The organism is Chloroflexus aurantiacus J-10-fl (assembly GCF_000018865.1).
GTDB lineage: Bacteria > Chloroflexota > Chloroflexia > Chloroflexales > Chloroflexaceae > Chloroflexus > Chloroflexus aurantiacus.
In genome coordinates, this window is sequence record NC_010175.1 from 4,457,015 (window position 1) to 4,473,644 (window position 16,630).

General features: G+C 58.5%; 10 protein-coding genes. 2 read left to right on the forward strand and 8 right to left on the reverse strand.

Annotated elements, in window-relative coordinates; translation table 11 throughout:
• Position 1 precedes the first annotated feature (1 nt).
• The 3 genes from CAUR_RS17470 to CAUR_RS17480 form a co-directional block, all read right to left on the reverse strand.
• Positions 2–3,685, reverse strand: a complete 3,684-nt coding sequence (locus CAUR_RS17470; protein ID WP_012259171.1) for a HEAT repeat domain-containing protein — start codon at positions 3,683–3,685, stop codon at positions 2–4.
• Positions 3,686–3,768: 83 nt separating this feature from the next.
• Positions 3,769–3,987, reverse strand: coding sequence for a Franean1_4349 family RiPP (locus tag CAUR_RS17475; RefSeq protein ID WP_012259172.1), 219 nt, complete (start codon positions 3,985–3,987; stop codon positions 3,769–3,771).
• 1 nt (position 3,988) lies between these two features.
• Complete coding sequence (locus CAUR_RS17480; RefSeq protein WP_012259173.1) at positions 3,989–8,317, reverse strand: adenylate/guanylate cyclase domain-containing protein; 4,329 nt, start codon at positions 8,315–8,317, stop codon at positions 3,989–3,991.
• 614 nt (positions 8,318–8,931) lie between these two features.
• Between CAUR_RS17480 and CAUR_RS21300 the strand changes: the two genes are divergently transcribed.
• Positions 8,932–9,075, forward strand: coding sequence for a hypothetical protein (locus CAUR_RS21300; protein ID WP_157866477.1), 144 nt, complete (start codon positions 8,932–8,934; stop codon positions 9,073–9,075).
• A 513-nt stretch (positions 9,076–9,588) separates the two neighbouring features.
• Here CAUR_RS21300 and CAUR_RS17490 read toward each other — a convergent pair.
• The 4 genes from CAUR_RS17490 to CAUR_RS17505 all read right to left on the reverse strand — a co-directional run bounded on the left by CAUR_RS17490 (position 9,589) and on the right by CAUR_RS17505 (position 14,643).
• A complete protein-coding gene (locus CAUR_RS17490; protein WP_012259174.1) occupies positions 9,589–10,767 on the reverse strand; it encodes a radical SAM protein in 1,179 nt (392 codons plus the stop codon).
• 163 nt (positions 10,768–10,930) lie between these two features.
• Positions 10,931–12,463 (reverse strand): aldehyde dehydrogenase family protein, encoded by a 1,533-nt coding sequence (locus CAUR_RS17495; protein WP_012259175.1) that lies wholly within the window; start codon positions 12,461–12,463, stop codon positions 10,931–10,933.
• A gap of 78 nt (positions 12,464–12,541) precedes the next feature.
• Entirely contained in the window at positions 12,542–13,582 is a 1,041-nt protein-coding gene (gene add / locus CAUR_RS17500) for an adenosine deaminase (protein ID WP_012259176.1), read from the reverse strand.
• Entirely contained in the window at positions 13,579–14,643 is a 1,065-nt protein-coding gene (locus CAUR_RS17505) for a homoserine dehydrogenase family protein (RefSeq protein WP_012259177.1), read from the reverse strand. The genes add and CAUR_RS17505 overlap by 4 nt, the downstream gene beginning before the upstream one ends.
• A 154-nt stretch (positions 14,644–14,797) precedes the next feature.
• Here CAUR_RS17505 and CAUR_RS17510 point away from each other — a divergent pair, with 154 nt between their 5' ends.
• A complete protein-coding gene (locus tag CAUR_RS17510; RefSeq protein ID WP_012259178.1) occupies positions 14,798–16,255 on the forward strand; it encodes a leucyl aminopeptidase in 1,458 nt (485 codons plus the stop codon).
• A gap of 110 nt (positions 16,256–16,365) precedes the next feature.
• Here the strand turns inward: CAUR_RS17510 and CAUR_RS17515 are convergent, their stop codons facing one another.
• Positions 16,366–16,629 (reverse strand): hypothetical protein, encoded by a 264-nt coding sequence (locus tag CAUR_RS17515; RefSeq protein ID WP_012259179.1) that lies wholly within the window; start codon positions 16,627–16,629, stop codon positions 16,366–16,368.
• Position 16,630 lies beyond the last annotated feature (1 nt).

Sequence of the window (16,630 nt, forward strand, 5' to 3'; positions counted from 1 at the left end):
TTCAACCTTGCAACCTATCCTTCGCATCAACACTGATCGGCAACGTCAGACAATCGAGCAGCGCAGTACCGGCCCACAGCGCAACTTCGGGGATGGGGGAAGTGGCTAGTGTTGTGAGTGCGCTACGTGCACAGGTGTTGAAATCCTGGCATTGTTGGGTAAGCGCCGTAATCGCCGCGTAGCGGATGGCCAATGATTGCTCACCAGGCTCGTTTGCCAACTGAGCCAGACACGCTATAGTCTCTTTATCGGTTTGTTGCGCGAGCGCCCTGATGGCAAAGCAGCGCAATCGTTCAGAGGTGCTGGTATCGCAGGCGATCTCGCGGATCATGGCATCGGTCGGAGCTACGGTACAAAGATGCTGCAATGCCAGCAGTCTCAGAATGTCAGGCATCTTTGGATCGATAATAAGTTGTCGTAAGAGCGGATGTTGCGGATCGGCTGCGGCCAGCAGGGCAAATGCCTGTGTTTGCAATGCCGGGTAGGGCGAGAGCAGTCCTTCAACAAACACGGTAACTGCTTCAGGGCCGGCCATATCGCGCAACGCTGCTGCCGCGGCCAGTCGAATCGTCAGATCGGGATGGCTGCGAATAATCCGCATGAGGATCGGTGCAGCAGTATCGATCTGGGTGGCGAGTGCATTCACGGCGGCCAATCCACAAGCCCGGTCAGCATCAAATGCCATGCGATGCAGAAGATTGATCGGCGCGGGGCGATCACTGCGACTCAGGGCGCGCAATGCGGCACTCCGCAGTGGATCAGGCTGGGTGGTCATCAGTTCGATCACCCGATCAATGGGTGCGCTGGCAACCGCGTCAAGCGCTGCGGCCCGGAGTGCGGGTGACTCCTGATCGTTGTTGACAATATTCATCAATTGCGGGGTTGTTGAAGGATCAGCACCACGCCCCAACACGTGCAGGGCCATAAAACGAATCGGCTCAGAATGTTCTGCGCCGGCCATAGTCAATAGGATTTCGATGGTCTCTGCCGAAAATGGTGGCCGTACCTGATCGAGTGCCGCACACGCCAGGTTTGTATCGGCCTGGCTGGCCAGTTGGATGAGAGCTTGCGTACCGTCTGGACGTTCGGCAATCGTATTCAGGGCAGCGCTCCGGAGTAGCGGATCATCAGCCGCATTGCGGGCAATGTGCACAAGATCGTTGGTTGCATAGATACCGAGCAGATCGGCGAACGGGCGCGGTGCGCTACTATCCAGCAGGGTAACGTCGAACAAAGCGCGCACGGCCGGTTCAAGGGCGGGTTGTTGCCTGCCAATCAGATTAATCGCTCGTACTGCCGCGCTCCTGATCTGCAATACCTGCAAGGCAATCAGTGCTGAAGGTCGATCTAGCAGGTTGTTACCGTTATCGATAGTTGTACCTGATGTGATAAAGAGATCGGCCAGTACAGCACGGCGTATATCGTCGGCTTCCTGGAACCACTGTTCGACAGGGCCGATCAACGCCGGTAGAGCACTGAGCCAGGCATCCAGCAATTGAACACCAAAGGTTGGGGTTATCAGGTGACCGAGTGCCGATAACGCCTGACGGCTCCCGCACAGGCCAGGCGCAGTGATGATGGTGATGGTAAAGCCGGTATCGATGTCGGGTTGATGCAGGTGTTGGATCAGAGCGGTACGTGCTGCCACTGCTGCGGGATGGTTCTGCGCAGCGATCTGACCGAGGGCGTATCCTGCGGCGCGCCGCAGGAGCGGTGGGTGATGAGGACTGAGAAACGGTGTCAGAACCGATACTGCCTGTGGGTAGTGGGTAAGTTGATAGGCCGCTGCTGCACGCACGATCACCGGCTCTGTTTCGGTTTGCAACAACCGCTTGAGCAGGGAGAGACCATTGCTCAGGCGGTGGAGTAACCGGATTGCCCGAAGTCTGAGATCAAGCGTCAATCGCTGACTCAACGCAAAACCGGCAAGAAAGGTAGCGCCGGCAGGATGGGCTGCCAGATCGGTCAATGCTTCATCACGAGCCACCCATGGCTGATGGGGTTGTGTTACGAAACGAGCCAGTTGATCCACGTGCCCCGACCTTAGCCAGACGGAACGGGCCGCCTGTCGGACTTCGGCCATAGGGTCGGCAGCGGCTTGCACCAGATCGGCAAGGGGCAGCGCAGCCGGTGCCAGGGCGCGAACTGATGGTGGTAGATCGAGGTGGTGGAGCAGATGATGAGCGATAGTCTGCTGACGCTCTTCACCTGCGGCGCCACTGAGCAGCAGACGCAGGCCAAGCTGTAGCGACGGATGTGCCAGCCAGGAGAGGGTATCGTTATGCACCACAGCCAGTAAACAGCGTCCGGCCTGACCTATCAGGTCGGTGTGTGGCGGTAACGGTGGTGGTAGCGTCCGTCGTTGACAGAGCAAATCTATCGCTTGCCAGCGAAGCGCGGGTGGGGCGTCGCCGGCATCGAGCAGGTCGGTTAGCAATGTGATAGCGGCAGTCGGTGCCAGTTGACCGACAATTCGTTCCAGCAAGGTGTTTACCTGAGCCGGCTGGGTGCGACCGATGTCGATCAAAATGATGGGTAGTGCCGGTACGAGGGTATTGAGTGCTTCTCCTCCGTACTGACAAAGCTCTTCCAGAATTGGGCGACTCAGGGCCGGATCAAGCCGAGGTCGTTCCCGTAGCGCACGGGCGATCAGAAACAGTCGTTCGCCGGTTGGGATATTGGCTTCGGCGAGGGCAGTGATCAGCGGTTGGGGATCGGGAATGATCCCAAAGGTTAAGGGCAGGCATAGGGCACGCCATTGCGTACCGGCATTGCGAATACTCGTGGCGTCGAGTTGCGGTTGGGCTGCCAGTGTCAGTGCCTGCTGATACGCACGATAGGCACTGTATCCAATCCGCCAGCCGGCCTGATCATTACTTGTCGCCAGAATTGGTGCCGCGAAAGCGGCTATCCGCTCGTAGAGTGCTGCACGAGAGACCGGCCAGCCGCTCAGTGGCTGCGTTAACGCCAGCATGATAAGCTCTGCCGGACGTTCGCGTAGCAAAATCAGCGGATCGCGCTCAAACAGTGGTAGCAGGGTTTGGGTGTCGGTATGTGGAAAGAGTGCCTGAAGCCATGAACTGAGCAGTTCCGATGGCAATGGTGTGAGAGCATGGTGGCGGAAGCCAGGCCACAACTCTCCCGGTGGGAGCGTAATGACGGCTCGCGCCTGCGGCCAGCGTTCAGAAAGACTCGTTAGAAACCGTTGCCAGATAGAACGACGAGCCAGCGGCAGGTCTTCCCAATCATCGACAAGGAGGAGACAGGGCAGGTTGTGTTCTAACGGATTTGGGGCCAGATTCCGTCGGGCCAGCGTGCGGACAACAATAGCCCGCGGGGTCAGACTCGGTGTATCAATCTCGCTGAGGAGTAGACGTATCAGCGGCACCGTGGTCTGACCGGCAAGCCAGCGGTGAGCAATTTGAGCCAGGGCCAGACTCCGTCCACTGGCCGGTGGTCCCAGCAGCGCCAGATGGCGGGTGTCGGCCAGGATAGAAGCCGGCTCAAGATCGATGGCAAACGGCAAATCGAGTGCCCCCGGCAACACCCGATGCAGCGGTTCTGCATCCAGCCACTGCTCGATTGTGCTGCGTACTTCACGGGGTAGTCGGCGCGGCAAGAAAATATCACGGAGCGCACGCGGCACGAAATGAAGTTCAGGACGTTTGGCGCTCCGTTCACTCATATTCGTTTCCCAACTACCGGTAGACGCATCACGATAGACTACTATTCTTCAAGATGAGTGCCGGCTTACTGTGAGACTCTGGTTTAGAAGAAGCCGCGTCCGGCACTCTTCGTCAGGCGTGGATCGAGCTTGCCGGCGAAGGATTGCAGACTCTCGGCATCTAAACGCTCAAGGGCCTCCAGCTCTTCATCGGTCAGATCGTAGCCGGCGCAGGCGGCGCGAGCATCAGCGATCAGCTTTTCACGAAACTCCGCATCAATAACGGCACGACCAATAATCTGTTCGACGGCTGACTGTGACATGTTACCCCTCCTTCATAGCTGTCGTCAATCGAGACAACTCACCTTGTGCACCGATAGCAGCCAGTTCCTGCCTGGCATATTCTAAATACGTTGTAGCTTCGGGAAGGTTACACCGATACAACGCTCGTCCAAAACGGGCTGCGGTGCATGCGTGTTCAAACCGACAATTGATCTTGTTGAAGATGGTGATAGCCTGCGTAAAGTACTCGGCAAACGGCTCACCGCGCTCGGCGGCGATCTCACCGGCCAGTCGTAGCGCCATTGCCCGATCAAACTGGCTCCCTATATGTTCGGCCAGATCGGCTGCCTGCCTGGCGTTTGTCGCTGCGGCTTCAAGTAATGCAGAACGTTGTGCCATGTCGGTCAATTGCGTACTTTGGGCAAGGAGTGCCTCGGCTGCCGCCCACAAAGCTTCGACCGTCAATTGCGGCACCTGAAGCTGCTCGCCGATCTGGCGGGCTTCTTCGGCGTAGGCGAGTGCAGTCGAGGGATCACCATCCGCGGTGGTTGCTAACGCCATCAGCGCTAGCGTATTGCCATACTGGTATCTGTTGGCCTGTTCGGTGTAAATCGGCAATGCCTGCTGATAGGCTTGCAACGCTTGCTGGTATGCGCCACGGGCATAGGCGATGATCCCTAGCATATCGTCGGCCTGAGCTACACCAAGGCGATCTCCCATCTCTTCGCACAAGGCCAGGGCATCACGACAGGCCACTTCGGCCTCGTCGTAATGCGCTAATCGGTAATGAGCATACGCTGCATTGAGTAGAACGCTCGATAGCGCATATTTTGCACTGACTTTACGGGCTAATGTTTCGGCCTGAGTGTAGTGTTCAACCGCAACAGCATAATCACTCTGCAATTGGGCCAGATAACCGAGATTGTTGTGCGTGCGGGCCTGAGCGTAGAGATCATCAATCGCTTCCTGGGCACTCAAGGCATTCAGGAAGTGATAGCGTGCACGATCATAGTGGCCGCGCATGCCGTAAATCATCCCCAATTGCTGCTGAAGTTCAGCCGCGATCCGCTCATCTTCAATGCTACGCTGATCATTGCGAATGCGGGCCAATCCCGACTCGCACATTGCCAGTGCTTCATCGAAGGCGCCAAGACGGGTAAGGGTTTGGGCAAGGTCGGCAGCAATTGCGGCCAGCAACAACGGGGGCGTATGATACATATCCGTGGTGGCGATTGCTTCGGCCTGGCGAAGTTGAGTCAGTGCATCCTGATAACGCCCTTGCTTTTCGAGCGCGGCTCCCCACGAGCGTAGCACCTCTGCCTGTACGACCGGTGGCAGGTCGCTTCCACCCAGGGCAAGCATCCGCTGATAGGTTGCCTGCGCCTCATCGTACTGGCCGATGGCAGCCAGGGTTTCGCCCAACCCTTCCATCGCTTCCCACAGCCGCGGATCGTTGCCCCGCTCGCCGATGATGTCAATCGCCCAACGGTAATAGGTGATTGCCTGCTGATTGGCATACTCATCACGGGCCAGATGACCGGACAGCAGCAAATACTGGATAGCGCGCTCTGAGGCATCACTCAGGCGATAGTGATGGGCCAGCAGAAAGATGGGGGTGGCCAGTGATCGCACGGCACGGTTGGTCAGCGGGCCATTACGCCCAATCTGCACGATCTGGTGCTGGCGCGCAGCCGTGTATTCCCGGCGGAGACGGACAAGCTCGCCGGCATAGCGTTGTTCGAGATATTCGCCGATCCGTCGATGCAGTTCGCGTCGGCGGGCAAAGAGGGTACTTTGGTAGACAACTTCATGCAGTAAGGCGTGACGGAAGATATGAACCCGTTCAGGAGCTTCGCGTTCGAGTAACGTCAACTCTTGATGGTCGAGCTGAGCAATGGTCTGAATGAGGCGAGTCGTATCTTCACCGTATACCGCCTGCAACACAGGGACGGGAAAACGCTGACCGACTACCGCTGCCACTCGTAACATAGCCCGCGAACGCTCGTCAAGCTGGTCGAGTCGTGTCAAGAGGAGACCACTCAGGCTGTCCGGTAGTTCAGCGAGCGAGGTGTTACCCGCCTGGACGACTCGCACCAGTTCCTCAATGAAGAGGGGATTGCCCGCTGCGCGTTCAATAATCTGCGCTTTTACCTCCGGCGAAAGCCGTGATCCGGCAGGGATGGCAGCAATCAGATCGGCACTGTCGCTTGCCGGCAATTCGGTTAGCGTCAGCAATTCAGCACCATCGCCGAGTGGATCACCGTTCCAGTCCAGCACGTTTCGGTGCAGGCCAAGCAGAAAGATTGGCTTACTGGCAATCGATCCGGCAATGTAGCGCCAGAGATCGAGTGAAATGTGATCGGCCCATTGCAGATTATCGAAAATCATGACCAGGCCGTGACCGAGGGCGGCGGTATGGATAAGAGCACGGATAATCTCGAAGCGGCGTTTCTGGCGTTGCTGCGGATCAAGTACGCGAGTAACAGGGTTATCGTCGAGATCGAGCTTCACCAGATCGGCGATAATTGGCGCCCAGTCGTCACTGATCGCCGCTGCATCCAGCATCTGGCGTAATCTGGCAGCCCGGGTCGCGTGATCGTCATGACTCGACATACCACACAGCGCCTGCAAGGCATCGCTCCAGGGGGCATAGGGGGTGCTTTGCTGGTAGGCGAGGCAACGAACACTCACGATCCGGGTCTGACGGGGAACAGAGGTAATCAATAACTCGGCAGCCAGACGGGTCTTGCCAATCCCGGCTTCGCCATTCATGCGGACAACACGCCCATACCCACTCAACGCAATGGCCAGCCGTTCTTGCAGCCAGCCTAGCTCGTACCGGCGCCCCACAATCGCGTGTTGGGCAACCGGTGACGATGCTTCCCGCAACCCTACCACTCGCAGCAGTTCGAGTGGCTCACGTTTCCCGCGAGCAGTAACGGTACGCGAGTCGGCGAAGGCAATGGTCGTACCAACGGAAACCGCAAAGGTCGTGGTTGCCCGAATCTCGCCCCAATCGCTGTGGCTCATGACCCGCGCCGCCACATTGACGGCGTCTCCCATAACGGTGTACTCTTTGCGTTCGGCATCACCGACGTTGCCGGCAAAGACATTGCCACTGTTTAGCCCGATGCGGAGCCGCAGTTGGGCAAGGCTGATCCCTGCCGGTTGGGACGTGATGAGCGAATGAAACGCACGTTGAAGATCGAGCGCTGCGCGTGCCGCCCGCTCGGCGTGATCCTCTTGCGCGATAGGGGCACCAAAGATCGCCAGGATTTTGCTACCCTCTGCCGCGAGGTCGATTTTGTTGACGTACCCGCCGTAATGCTCAATTGCGGTAAAACAGACCCGCCATACGGCATCAATGATCTGGGCGGCGCGTTCGGGTGGCAAATCCTCGACTAGCGGTGCCAGTCCTTCGATTTGGGCAAACAGGACTGATACGGGACGCAGGTCAGCTTCCAGGCGTGGCCGCTGCGGGTCGCTCATGATCCGGTCGACCAGCGTTGCCGGCAGGTAGGGACTGAGCCGTTCCAGAGTCCAGATCAGGTGAAATGCGGTGTCGCGACCGGGTGGTGGTGTCTTGAACGGAGCGGCCGGACTCGTCGCTAGAGTCTGGCCTTCTATCGTTTGTAACTTTACATAACCGTCGGTTAGTAATTCACCCTGGGCACGCCCGGCCAGGGCAGACCAGGCGTATGGCCCCAGCACAATCTCACCACGTCCCCCCAGCTCCTCTGCCCGTGCTACCCGCTCGACGCAGGAACCCATGGCGCTGTAGCGCAACGACTCGGAGCGTCCGGCACTGACCATAGCGATGCGCCCGCTTTCAACGCCGATGTGCATAGTCAACGGGAACGAACCGATCCCCGGCACGTCACGTACAAAATTGGCCTGACGTTGTAGCAGGTCACGGGCAACCACCGTGGCAGTGTAAGCGTGATCGGGATCGGTAAACAAGACCAGCAGGGCATCGCCGCCAAAGGTGATCAGATCACCGCCGGCTTCCTGGATGCGGCGAATGAGCGCACCGAAGTACGTGTTCAGCGTATCGGTAACAATCTCGATGCCTTCCCGACCAATACTGCTCAAGCGTTCGGCCAGCGCCGTCGAGCCGCTAATGTCGGCAAATAGTAACGAGCCGTCAACCCATTCCACCCATGGTTGATTGTCGGTTGTACGCAGGCGATGGTTCACCAGACGGCGTGGCAGGTATGTCGAGAGCGTATACTGAGCACTGGCAAGAAGGGCGCATAGTTGATAGAGTTCGTGCGGTCGTAGACGATCAAGCCAGAGCGCGTTAGCCTGCTCGTTGCCAAGATAGCGTGCAATGCGCTGCTGATCAATCTGGTAAGCACTATATTCAGACATTGGCTGATCGTTCCTGTACGCTGAATGGTGAGATTGCAGTCTTACACCATGAGCCGGTACTGTTGTGCAGGAGTAACTGACACTTCATACATTGTTGTTGGAGACATACATCGCTTCCATTATAGCAGAGGAGGGAAGGGTGTAGGGGGGTTGGGGATGATAGTTTTGTAAGGCGTTGTCTTGTGCGTCGTTGAAAAGCGGTGGCCCAGGTGTTACATAGCCGAACGCAGGCCGGCAGCCTGCCCCACAGCGTGCTGGTGGTACGTAAGGGTAGATTCCGCAGGGGCGGGTTCCGTAGGGGCGGGTTTAGAACCCGCCCCTACGGACCTATGCATTACCCATATGTCGCGCTGCGTTAGGCTGGGCTGCAAGTGCTCCCCGTGGCGCAGGCTTCCAGCCTGCGTGGAGGCATTCCTCTCCACCGCTGTCAGGTGCTGGCCGTGACCGCTGGTGCGCAGGCACGAATCTCTTACAACATAACCGTCTACACGCAGGGGTATCGCATGCATGCCGGACCGACTCGATGATCGGTATGAGCACATTCAGCACCCCCGTGACCAGGATGGGGAACGGTATGCCACGCGCCGGATCGTGAGCACGGCTGGCGCGGCAGCATGGCTGCCGCACTCCAAACTGCGAGACACGCGCATGCCGAGCGGGTACAGCAATCCATCCAGCACGTGCCGGCACGGCTGGAGCAGCGCTCTGCCATCGGGCCAGTCGCCCACAACAGCACCTATGGCGATCATCCCCGCTGATACGCATGTGGTTGACACCAGTTGTGGGTAATGCATAGCGGGGGCGGGTGATGGGAGGGCAGACGTGTGATCCAGGGCTTTCTGATAGGGTAGACGTTGCGTTCGATCATCTATCCTGGCCGTCCGTGAATGCCGCCAGGGGCGGGAGCTTGCGCCTGGCTCCTCCCTCCAGCACTGGTACCGGCACCATGCGCGCCGGAGGCGCGCGCTCCCAGCTCCCGGCTGGGGAGCACGCCCGTCATCACTCCCCCGACCCGCTCCGGCACGCGGGCAATGCAGTATTCGCGTTATGGGTAATGCATAGCCTACGGATGGTGCCTGTGCCATTAACCTTAACTATACAAGGGATGCGGTGAATGAGAGAAGAGAATGTCTAAATCGCATGTAGTGTATCGGATGTATCCAGATGTGATCTCATTCCTCTACGCTCCTCTCTTTCGGGTGGCGCTATGCATTACCGTTCAGGTTCGGTGTCGAGGCAATCGTTGACCGGCCTGTCACCCGGCTGTTGCCTCAGTATACGAACTCCTCGATGTGGTATAACACAACCTTCGTGCCCGCCGGCACGATTGCCCGCACACCTTGCTTAAGCTGTTCAAGCTGGGCCGCCAGCGCCGCCTCACTGAGCGGAGGGCTGTCAATCGCCTGCATCTGGGCAAGATAGGGGGTGTCGGGTGGGATCATCAGCGGTGACAGGTAGATAATATCTTCCGGGCCAGGGTGCATCGCGGCAATGGTGGCAAGCGAATGTTGCACATGATCGGCGGCCAGCCGCTCACCGCCGGCACCAACCAGCAGAATGATACCAACGGCGATACCGGCAGCTTTGATCGTGCGCACGGCCTCGATAGCCTCTGCCGGTGAGCCGGGTTTGTTCAGCAAACGAAAGACCGTCTCATCACCACTCTCCAATCCCAGATAGACGCGGCGTACTCCGGCTGCCGCCAGTTCGCGATAGTCCGCCAGTGTTTTGCGCTCGGCGCCAAAGATGTCGAGGAAGGCGTAGATGCCTTTGAAATCGGCATCTGGCCCGATGGTGAACTCTTCATGCACCACCTGCAAGAGATCGCGCAGACGTGGCTGAGGGATGATCAGCGCATTGGCATCGCCGAGAAAGATGGCCTTGCGCAGACCCAGGCCGGCGCCAACGAATGTTTTCACCTGTTGGATGTGCTCACGAAATGAGGCGGGTGTGTGAATGCGAAACGCCCGGTCACGATAGAAGGTACAGAAATGGCACCGGTTCCAGCTACATCCCTCTGTCGCCTGGAGCACAAGCGCCCGGTATTGATCAGGCGGCAGAATGCTGATCGGTTTATAGACGGTCAGAAAGCGTTCACGTTCGGCTTCCAAACGATCTACATCCCAGTGCCGAATGCGATCAAACCAGGCCCGTGCCTCTGCTGCGGCTTGTGGTTCGAGGCGGTCGATCATGCGGTGGGCGTGATTGAGCAGATCGCCGAGAACGGCTCGCCGTTCGGCAGCAGACAGTTTGCGTCGTTCTTTGTGTCCGCGAGATACCACCCGCTTCAGCAGTACATCACCGCTCAGTCCACGAACATAGTTGGTTCCGTGGAGAAAGGCAACGATTGGTCGGCCCTCCCGATCAAATGAGATGATGGTTCGTAGTTCCTCGGCGAGGGTCAGGTACTGTGGCTGTAAGGCAATCGTGATCGCAGGTTTTGTCGGCATAAGGCACCGGCACCGACAGTCGTCTCATCTGTGTTGAAAAGACCGACGGTCGCCCGGTCGGTCGCAGGTTGTCCACGCCTCCGGTATGGCGTATGGGAAGTGCGGAAGTCAGGCTTCCGCACTTCAGAAGAGAGCGACATAACCCCGTCTGCTGAGATACGTCCTACTCTGGCAGCAAGGTATCCCACCACAACCGGCCCTGCCGTCGCTGCATCAGATCGACGTGAATGTGCTTGACTTCGGTATACTCGTCCAGGCCGTAGCGCCCCATTTCGCGGCCAAAACCACTCTGGCGATAGCCACCAAACGGTGCCCGTGGGTTCAGGACGTGGTGTTCGTTGATCCAGACGGTACCGGCACGGATGCGTCGCACTACCGACAACGCATGCTGGAGATCGCGTGACCAGACTGAAGCGGCGAGGCCGTAGATGCTATCATTCGCGATCCGAATCGCCTCACCGATCTCGTCGTAGGCAATGACGGACAGCACCGGGCCAAAGATCTCCTCACGGGCGATCCGCATCTCAGGGCGCACACCGGTAAAAATGGTCGGCTCGACATAATGGCCATTGGCAAAGGCTTCGCCTATCGGTCTGCCACCACCGATAACGACAGTTGCTCCCTCTTCACGACCAACTGCAATGTAGTACTCCACCTTCTCGCGCTGCCGTTCGCTGATCAGCGGGCCGATGTCGGTCTCCAGATCCATGGGGTCACCGATCCGCATCCCGCGCACCCGTTCGACCAGCCGCTCGACCAGCGTATCGTGGAGGGCGTGCGGTACCAGCAAACGCGAACCGGCCTCGCACAATTGCCCGGAGTGGTAGAACGCTCCCCACAACACTCCATCGACGACCAGATCGAGGTCGGCATCGGGCAGGATCAGCATCGCATTCTTCCCGCCCAGTTCCAGGGTGACCCGTTTGATGTGCGGTGCCGCCAGCGCCATGATCTTGCGTCCGACTTCGGTGCTGCCGGTGAAGGCGACTTTGTCGACCGCCGGGTGAGTAACCAGATACTCCCCAACATCGCCACCAGGCCCCAACACCAGATTGATCACCCCTTTCGGCAGTAAATTGAGATCGTGAATGGTCTGGAAAATCGCCAGCGTGCTCAGTGGTGCGAGTGAGGATGGCTTAAAGACGACCGTATTGCCGGTTGCCAGCGCCGGGCCAAGCTTCCAGGCTGCCATACAAAAGGCGTAATTCCAGGGAATAATCTGGGCACACACCCCGATTGGTTCACGCCAGACAAAATTCCACGACACGCTCGGCAGATCGTTCCACGGGAGTGGCTCGTAAGGATGCTTGCGCGCCATTTCGGCACAACCGCGCAGAATTTCCAGGCCAAGGGTAATATCGTTGTAGGTTGTCTTGCGGATCGGTACCCCGGCATCGCGCGACTCAATCTCGGCCAGCTCAAAGTTGCGTGCTTCGAGGGCATCGGCAATTGCGTGGAGAATTTCCGCACGTTGGGCCGGGGATGTATGCGGCCAGGGGCCGTGATCGAACGCGGCGCGGGCGGCGCGGACTGCCCGGTCAACATCGCTGTGGGTAGCACTGGCACAGGTGGCAATGGGCTGGCTGGTAGCCGGATCATAGACGGTGAAGGTTTGGCCATTCTCTGCCGGTTGCCACGCACCATCAATGTACAGGTCATAGTGGGGTAACCCGGTCGGGGAGTGTTCGTGCGTCATTGCCAGACTCCTTCATCTGGTGGGGAGTGATTACATTGCTGCTTTGCGTCAATAGTGTAACACGCCGCGTTATAAAACTCAAGTGGTGCGTGAACGTGCTTTGTGCAGCAAAGCAGCGCGGGTGGCTTCATCGATAAAGGCAGCGGACAGGGCATGAGCCTGCAATGTCCGTAGTTCTTCGGTAGTGAGACCAAGCCGGTCGCGGGCAATGCGATATTCGTGTGGCAGATCGATGGCGCTAATGCCGGGGTCATCGGTGTTGAGCGTGACCAGCAGGCCACGGCGCAATAGTTGTGGTAGCGGGTGGCTCTCGTAGCCGCTGACCGTCTGGGTTTGCACGTTACTGGTCGGGCATACCTCCAGGGCAACCCCACGTTCGGCGATCAGTTGCAAAACAGCCGGGTCTTCGACAGCCCGCACGCCGTGGCCGATACGTTCAGCACCCAGTTCCTCAATCGCTTGCCGGACACTCCACGCGCCGGCGGCTTCACCGGCATGCACCGTGATGCGCAGACCGGCGGCGCGAGCACGGGCAAAGTGCTTCACAAACCGGGTACCGGGAAAATTGGCTTCATCGCCGGCGAGATCGATCCCGACTACACCTTCACTCATCAGCGCGATGGCTGCTTCCAATTCGCGCCAGCAGCTCTCTTCACCCATGTGACGTGACATAATCCCGATGATCTGTGCCTGAACCGGGTAGCGGGCCATGCCGGCACGCACACCCCGGCAAACCGCCGCCAGCACGCGGGTCGGATCGAGACCGTAGCGTTCGCCCATGAATGCCGGTGAGCAGCGTAACTCGATGTAGTCGATTCCTTCATTGGCTGCATCTTCGACATTCTCTTCGGCAATGCGCGCCACTACATCTTCATCAACGCAGATCAGCTTCAGAAGATCGAAACGCGCGATGAAATCCATTACTGAAGCTGCCACACCCTGAATCTGCGCGTATGGGCGTAATCCTTCGACGGTGTCGGCAGGCAGGCGAATACCATACGTGCGGGCAACGTCGAGGATAGTGGTGAGCCGCACATTGCCATCGAGATGGCGATGCAAGTCGATCAATGGCACATCACGGGCTATGGGAGCTGTGTCAGCTTGTGCTTGCAGGGTCATAACTCTCGTGCGGTGGCAATAATATCGCTCAACACACCGGCTGCGGTCACTTCTACGCCGGCGCCGGGGCCACGGACGACAAGCGGGCGATCAGCGTAGCGATTCGTCGTGAAACTGATCATATTATCTGGGCCGCGCAGACTGGCGAGCGGATGATCGGTGGGCAATTCGCGCAGGCCAACCTCGACCCCATTGTCAGGACTGATGCGGGTGATGTAGCGCAACACCTTCCCGTTAGCACTGGCCACCTGCAAACGGTTCATCACCTCGTGTTCTGCTTCCTCAAGCCGTTGGAGAAATTCGGTGACGCTGATCTCTTTCAGGGTCGCCGGGAAGAGTGGCTCGGCGATTACAGCATCAGGCGGCAGATGCATGCCACAGGTACGGGCCAGAATGAGCGCTTTACGGGCGACATCCGCACCGCTCAGATCGTCGCGAGGATCGGGTTCGGTGTAACCGAGCTGGTGGGCCGTGCGTACTGCATCGGCGAAGCCAACCCCACGTTCAAGCTCACTCATGAGAAAGCCGAGGGTTCCACTCAAGGCCGCTTCAATGGCGCGTACCTCGTCGCCGCTATCGATCAGGCTTTGCAGCACACCAATCACCGGTAAGCCTGCGCCGACGGTTGCTTCGTAGCGGGTCGCGCCACGTTCAGTCAGCGCGGCAAAGAGTTCATAACTCTCACACAACGGTCGTTTGTTGGCCAGCACCACCCGGTGTCCGGCAGAGATAGCAGCAGCAAGCGGTGCCGCGTGACTCCCCGCCGCCGTGACGTCAACCACGATAGCCATCGTTGCCGGTAAGAGTTCCAGCCAGTGTCGATCAGTAATAGCGTGGGCAAGACTATCAATATGATGACCCGCCGCTTTGGCGGTAAGCACAGTCTGAATCTGATCATCGGTGAGTGCCGGATCGCCGGCCAGTGCGCCACGGCTGTCCACCAGGGCTGTGTAGCGCAAGTCGATGCCATAGCGTCGGCGAATGGTCGGTGCCACAGCCAGCATCTGACGGACAAGTGCCCGACCAACACCACCAAGACCAAGTTGAATAATCGGTGTCATAGCTTCCCCTGGTCTCCGTCCAATGTGCGGCTATTGTACCACAGGGTGTGTTGCTGTCTGGCAGCCTGATCGGTTGCACGGATTTGACGGTCTGCCGCGCTCGACGTACAATGAAGAACCGGAAAAGATGACTTGTCACCTATTTGAGGTTCCTATGCAGTGCGAAGTACAGACCGGTGATCTGTTGGGGGTTACAGCGGATCTGGCGGTGTTGCTCTACGCTGAGGATGAGACTCTACCATCAGCGGTTGCAGCGCTATGTGAGCCTGAAGATACCACCGGACGCTGGCAGAGTCAGACACTTATCTATCCGCGAGGAGCATTGCCGGCCCGTCGGTTGTTGTTGATCGGGATGGGGAAGCGTTCGGCCATTACGGCTGACACAGTCCGTCAGGCGGCGGCGCTGGCTGTTCGCTATGCCCAGGATGCGAAGGTGGCAACATTCCATATCGGCTACAACGGCAATCTACCACTGACACCGGCGGTGTTCGGGCAGGCATTTGCCGAGGGAAGTGTTCTGGGTGCGTATCGTTACACCCGCTACAAGAGTGACGCCAAAGAGCAACCGACGCAGAAAGCCGTTTTGCAGGCCGCTACTGACGCTGATGCAGCGGCAGCCGGAGTACGCCGTGGTCAGATCATCGCTCAGGCCACAGCGTTTGCCCGCGATCTGGCCAATGGCCCCGGTAATGATGTCACTCCAGCGTTCCTTGGTCAAACCGCTCTTGCCTTGGGCGAGCGGTACGGCTTGAAGACAATGGTGCTCGATAAGGCGCAGTTGATCGAACAGGGCTTCGGTGGCATCCTCGCCGTCGGTCAGGGTTCGGCCAATGAACCGCGCTTTATTGTGATGGAGTATGGCTCACCCGATCAAGGGCCACCGATCTGCCTGGTCGGTAAAGGCATTACCTTCGACACCGGTGGGATCAGTATCAAACCGGCAGAGAAGATGGACGACATGAAGATGGATATGAGCGGTGCGGCTGCGGTGTTCGGCGCGATGCAGGCCGTCGCCGAATTGCAACTGCCGCTCTATGTCGTCGGTATTGTTTGTGCTGCCGAGAATATGCCGAGCGCGACGGCGTATCGCCCCGGCGACATTATCCGTACCCTCAGCGGTAAGACGGTTGAAGTGCTGAATACGGATGCTGAAGGGCGGATCGTGCTGGCCGATGGTCTCTTCTACGCGCAGCGCTACCAACCCGCTGCGATTGTCGATCTGGCGACGCTCACCGGTGCGATTATGATCGCCCTTGGCCCCCACGCGATTGGGATGATGGGGAACAATCAAGAGCTGGCCAATCGGCTGATTGCTGCCGGTGAAGCAACCGCCGAGCGCGTCTGGCAGTTGCCGCTTTGGGACGAGTATCGCGATGCGATGAAGAGCGAGATCGCCGATCTCAAGAATACCGGTGGCCGCTATGGTGGTGCGATTACCGCAGCCGGTTTTCTGGCCGCGTTTGTCGGTGATTATCCGTGGGCGCACCTCGATATTGCCGGTACTGCCTGGGTAGAAAAGCCGAACCGAACCTATCAGTCACGGGGGGCAACCGGGGTTGGTGTCCGGCTGTTGGTTGAGCTACTGCAAGGGTACGTGGGTCAGCAGTCATAACCTGAATAACGGCGGGGCAGGTTGTACATCTGCCCCGCTGGAGCGGACTCCAGGGGTGACGCAGGCGTCGCCCCTGGTTCATTTCTGGCGGGTAACGAATGAAGTCGCGTTTATTGCGAACGACGGCGGGACGACTTACGTCCGCGTTGCACCATGATCTGCCAGGCCTCATCGGGATCAACCCTGGAGCGCAATCGTTGATCGCTGATCCGATTGGCCTGCCGATCATTGAGTTCGGCAATCTCGCGTAACAGCTCTTCATCTTCGGGTGAAATATTCACCTGCTCACGCCAGTAACGCCATGCAATGATACCAATGCCTCCCAGAATCAGCGTGACCAGTATCGCGACAACGAGACCACCAATCTGTTCCATA

Coding starts and splice junctions, on each gene's coding strand:
- CAUR_RS17495 (WP_012259175.1), bottom strand. CDS start 12,463: ATGACGCACGAACACTCCCCGACCGGGTTACCCCACTATGACCTGTAC.
- add (WP_012259176.1), bottom strand. CDS start 13,582: ATGACCCTGCAAGCACAAGCTGACACAGCTCCCATAGCCCGTGATGTG.
- CAUR_RS17515 (WP_012259179.1), bottom strand. CDS start 16,629: ATGGAACAGATTGGTGGTCTCGTTGTCGCGATACTGGTCACGCTGATT.
- CAUR_RS17480 (WP_012259173.1), bottom strand. CDS start 8,317: ATGTCTGAATATAGTGCTTACCAGATTGATCAGCAGCGCATTGCACGC.
- CAUR_RS17470 (WP_012259171.1), bottom strand. CDS start 3,685: ATGAGTGAACGGAGCGCCAAACGTCCTGAACTTCATTTCGTGCCGCGT.
- CAUR_RS17510 (WP_012259178.1), top strand. CDS start 14,798: ATGCAGTGCGAAGTACAGACCGGTGATCTGTTGGGGGTTACAGCGGAT.
- CAUR_RS21300 (WP_157866477.1), top strand. CDS start 8,932: ATGGCTGCCGCACTCCAAACTGCGAGACACGCGCATGCCGAGCGGGTA.
- CAUR_RS17505 (WP_012259177.1), bottom strand. CDS start 14,643: ATGACACCGATTATTCAACTTGGTCTTGGTGGTGTTGGTCGGGCACTT.
- CAUR_RS17475 (WP_012259172.1), bottom strand. CDS start 3,987: ATGTCACAGTCAGCCGTCGAACAGATTATTGGTCGTGCCGTTATTGAT.
- CAUR_RS17490 (WP_012259174.1), bottom strand. CDS start 10,767: ATGCCGACAAAACCTGCGATCACGATTGCCTTACAGCCACAGTACCTG.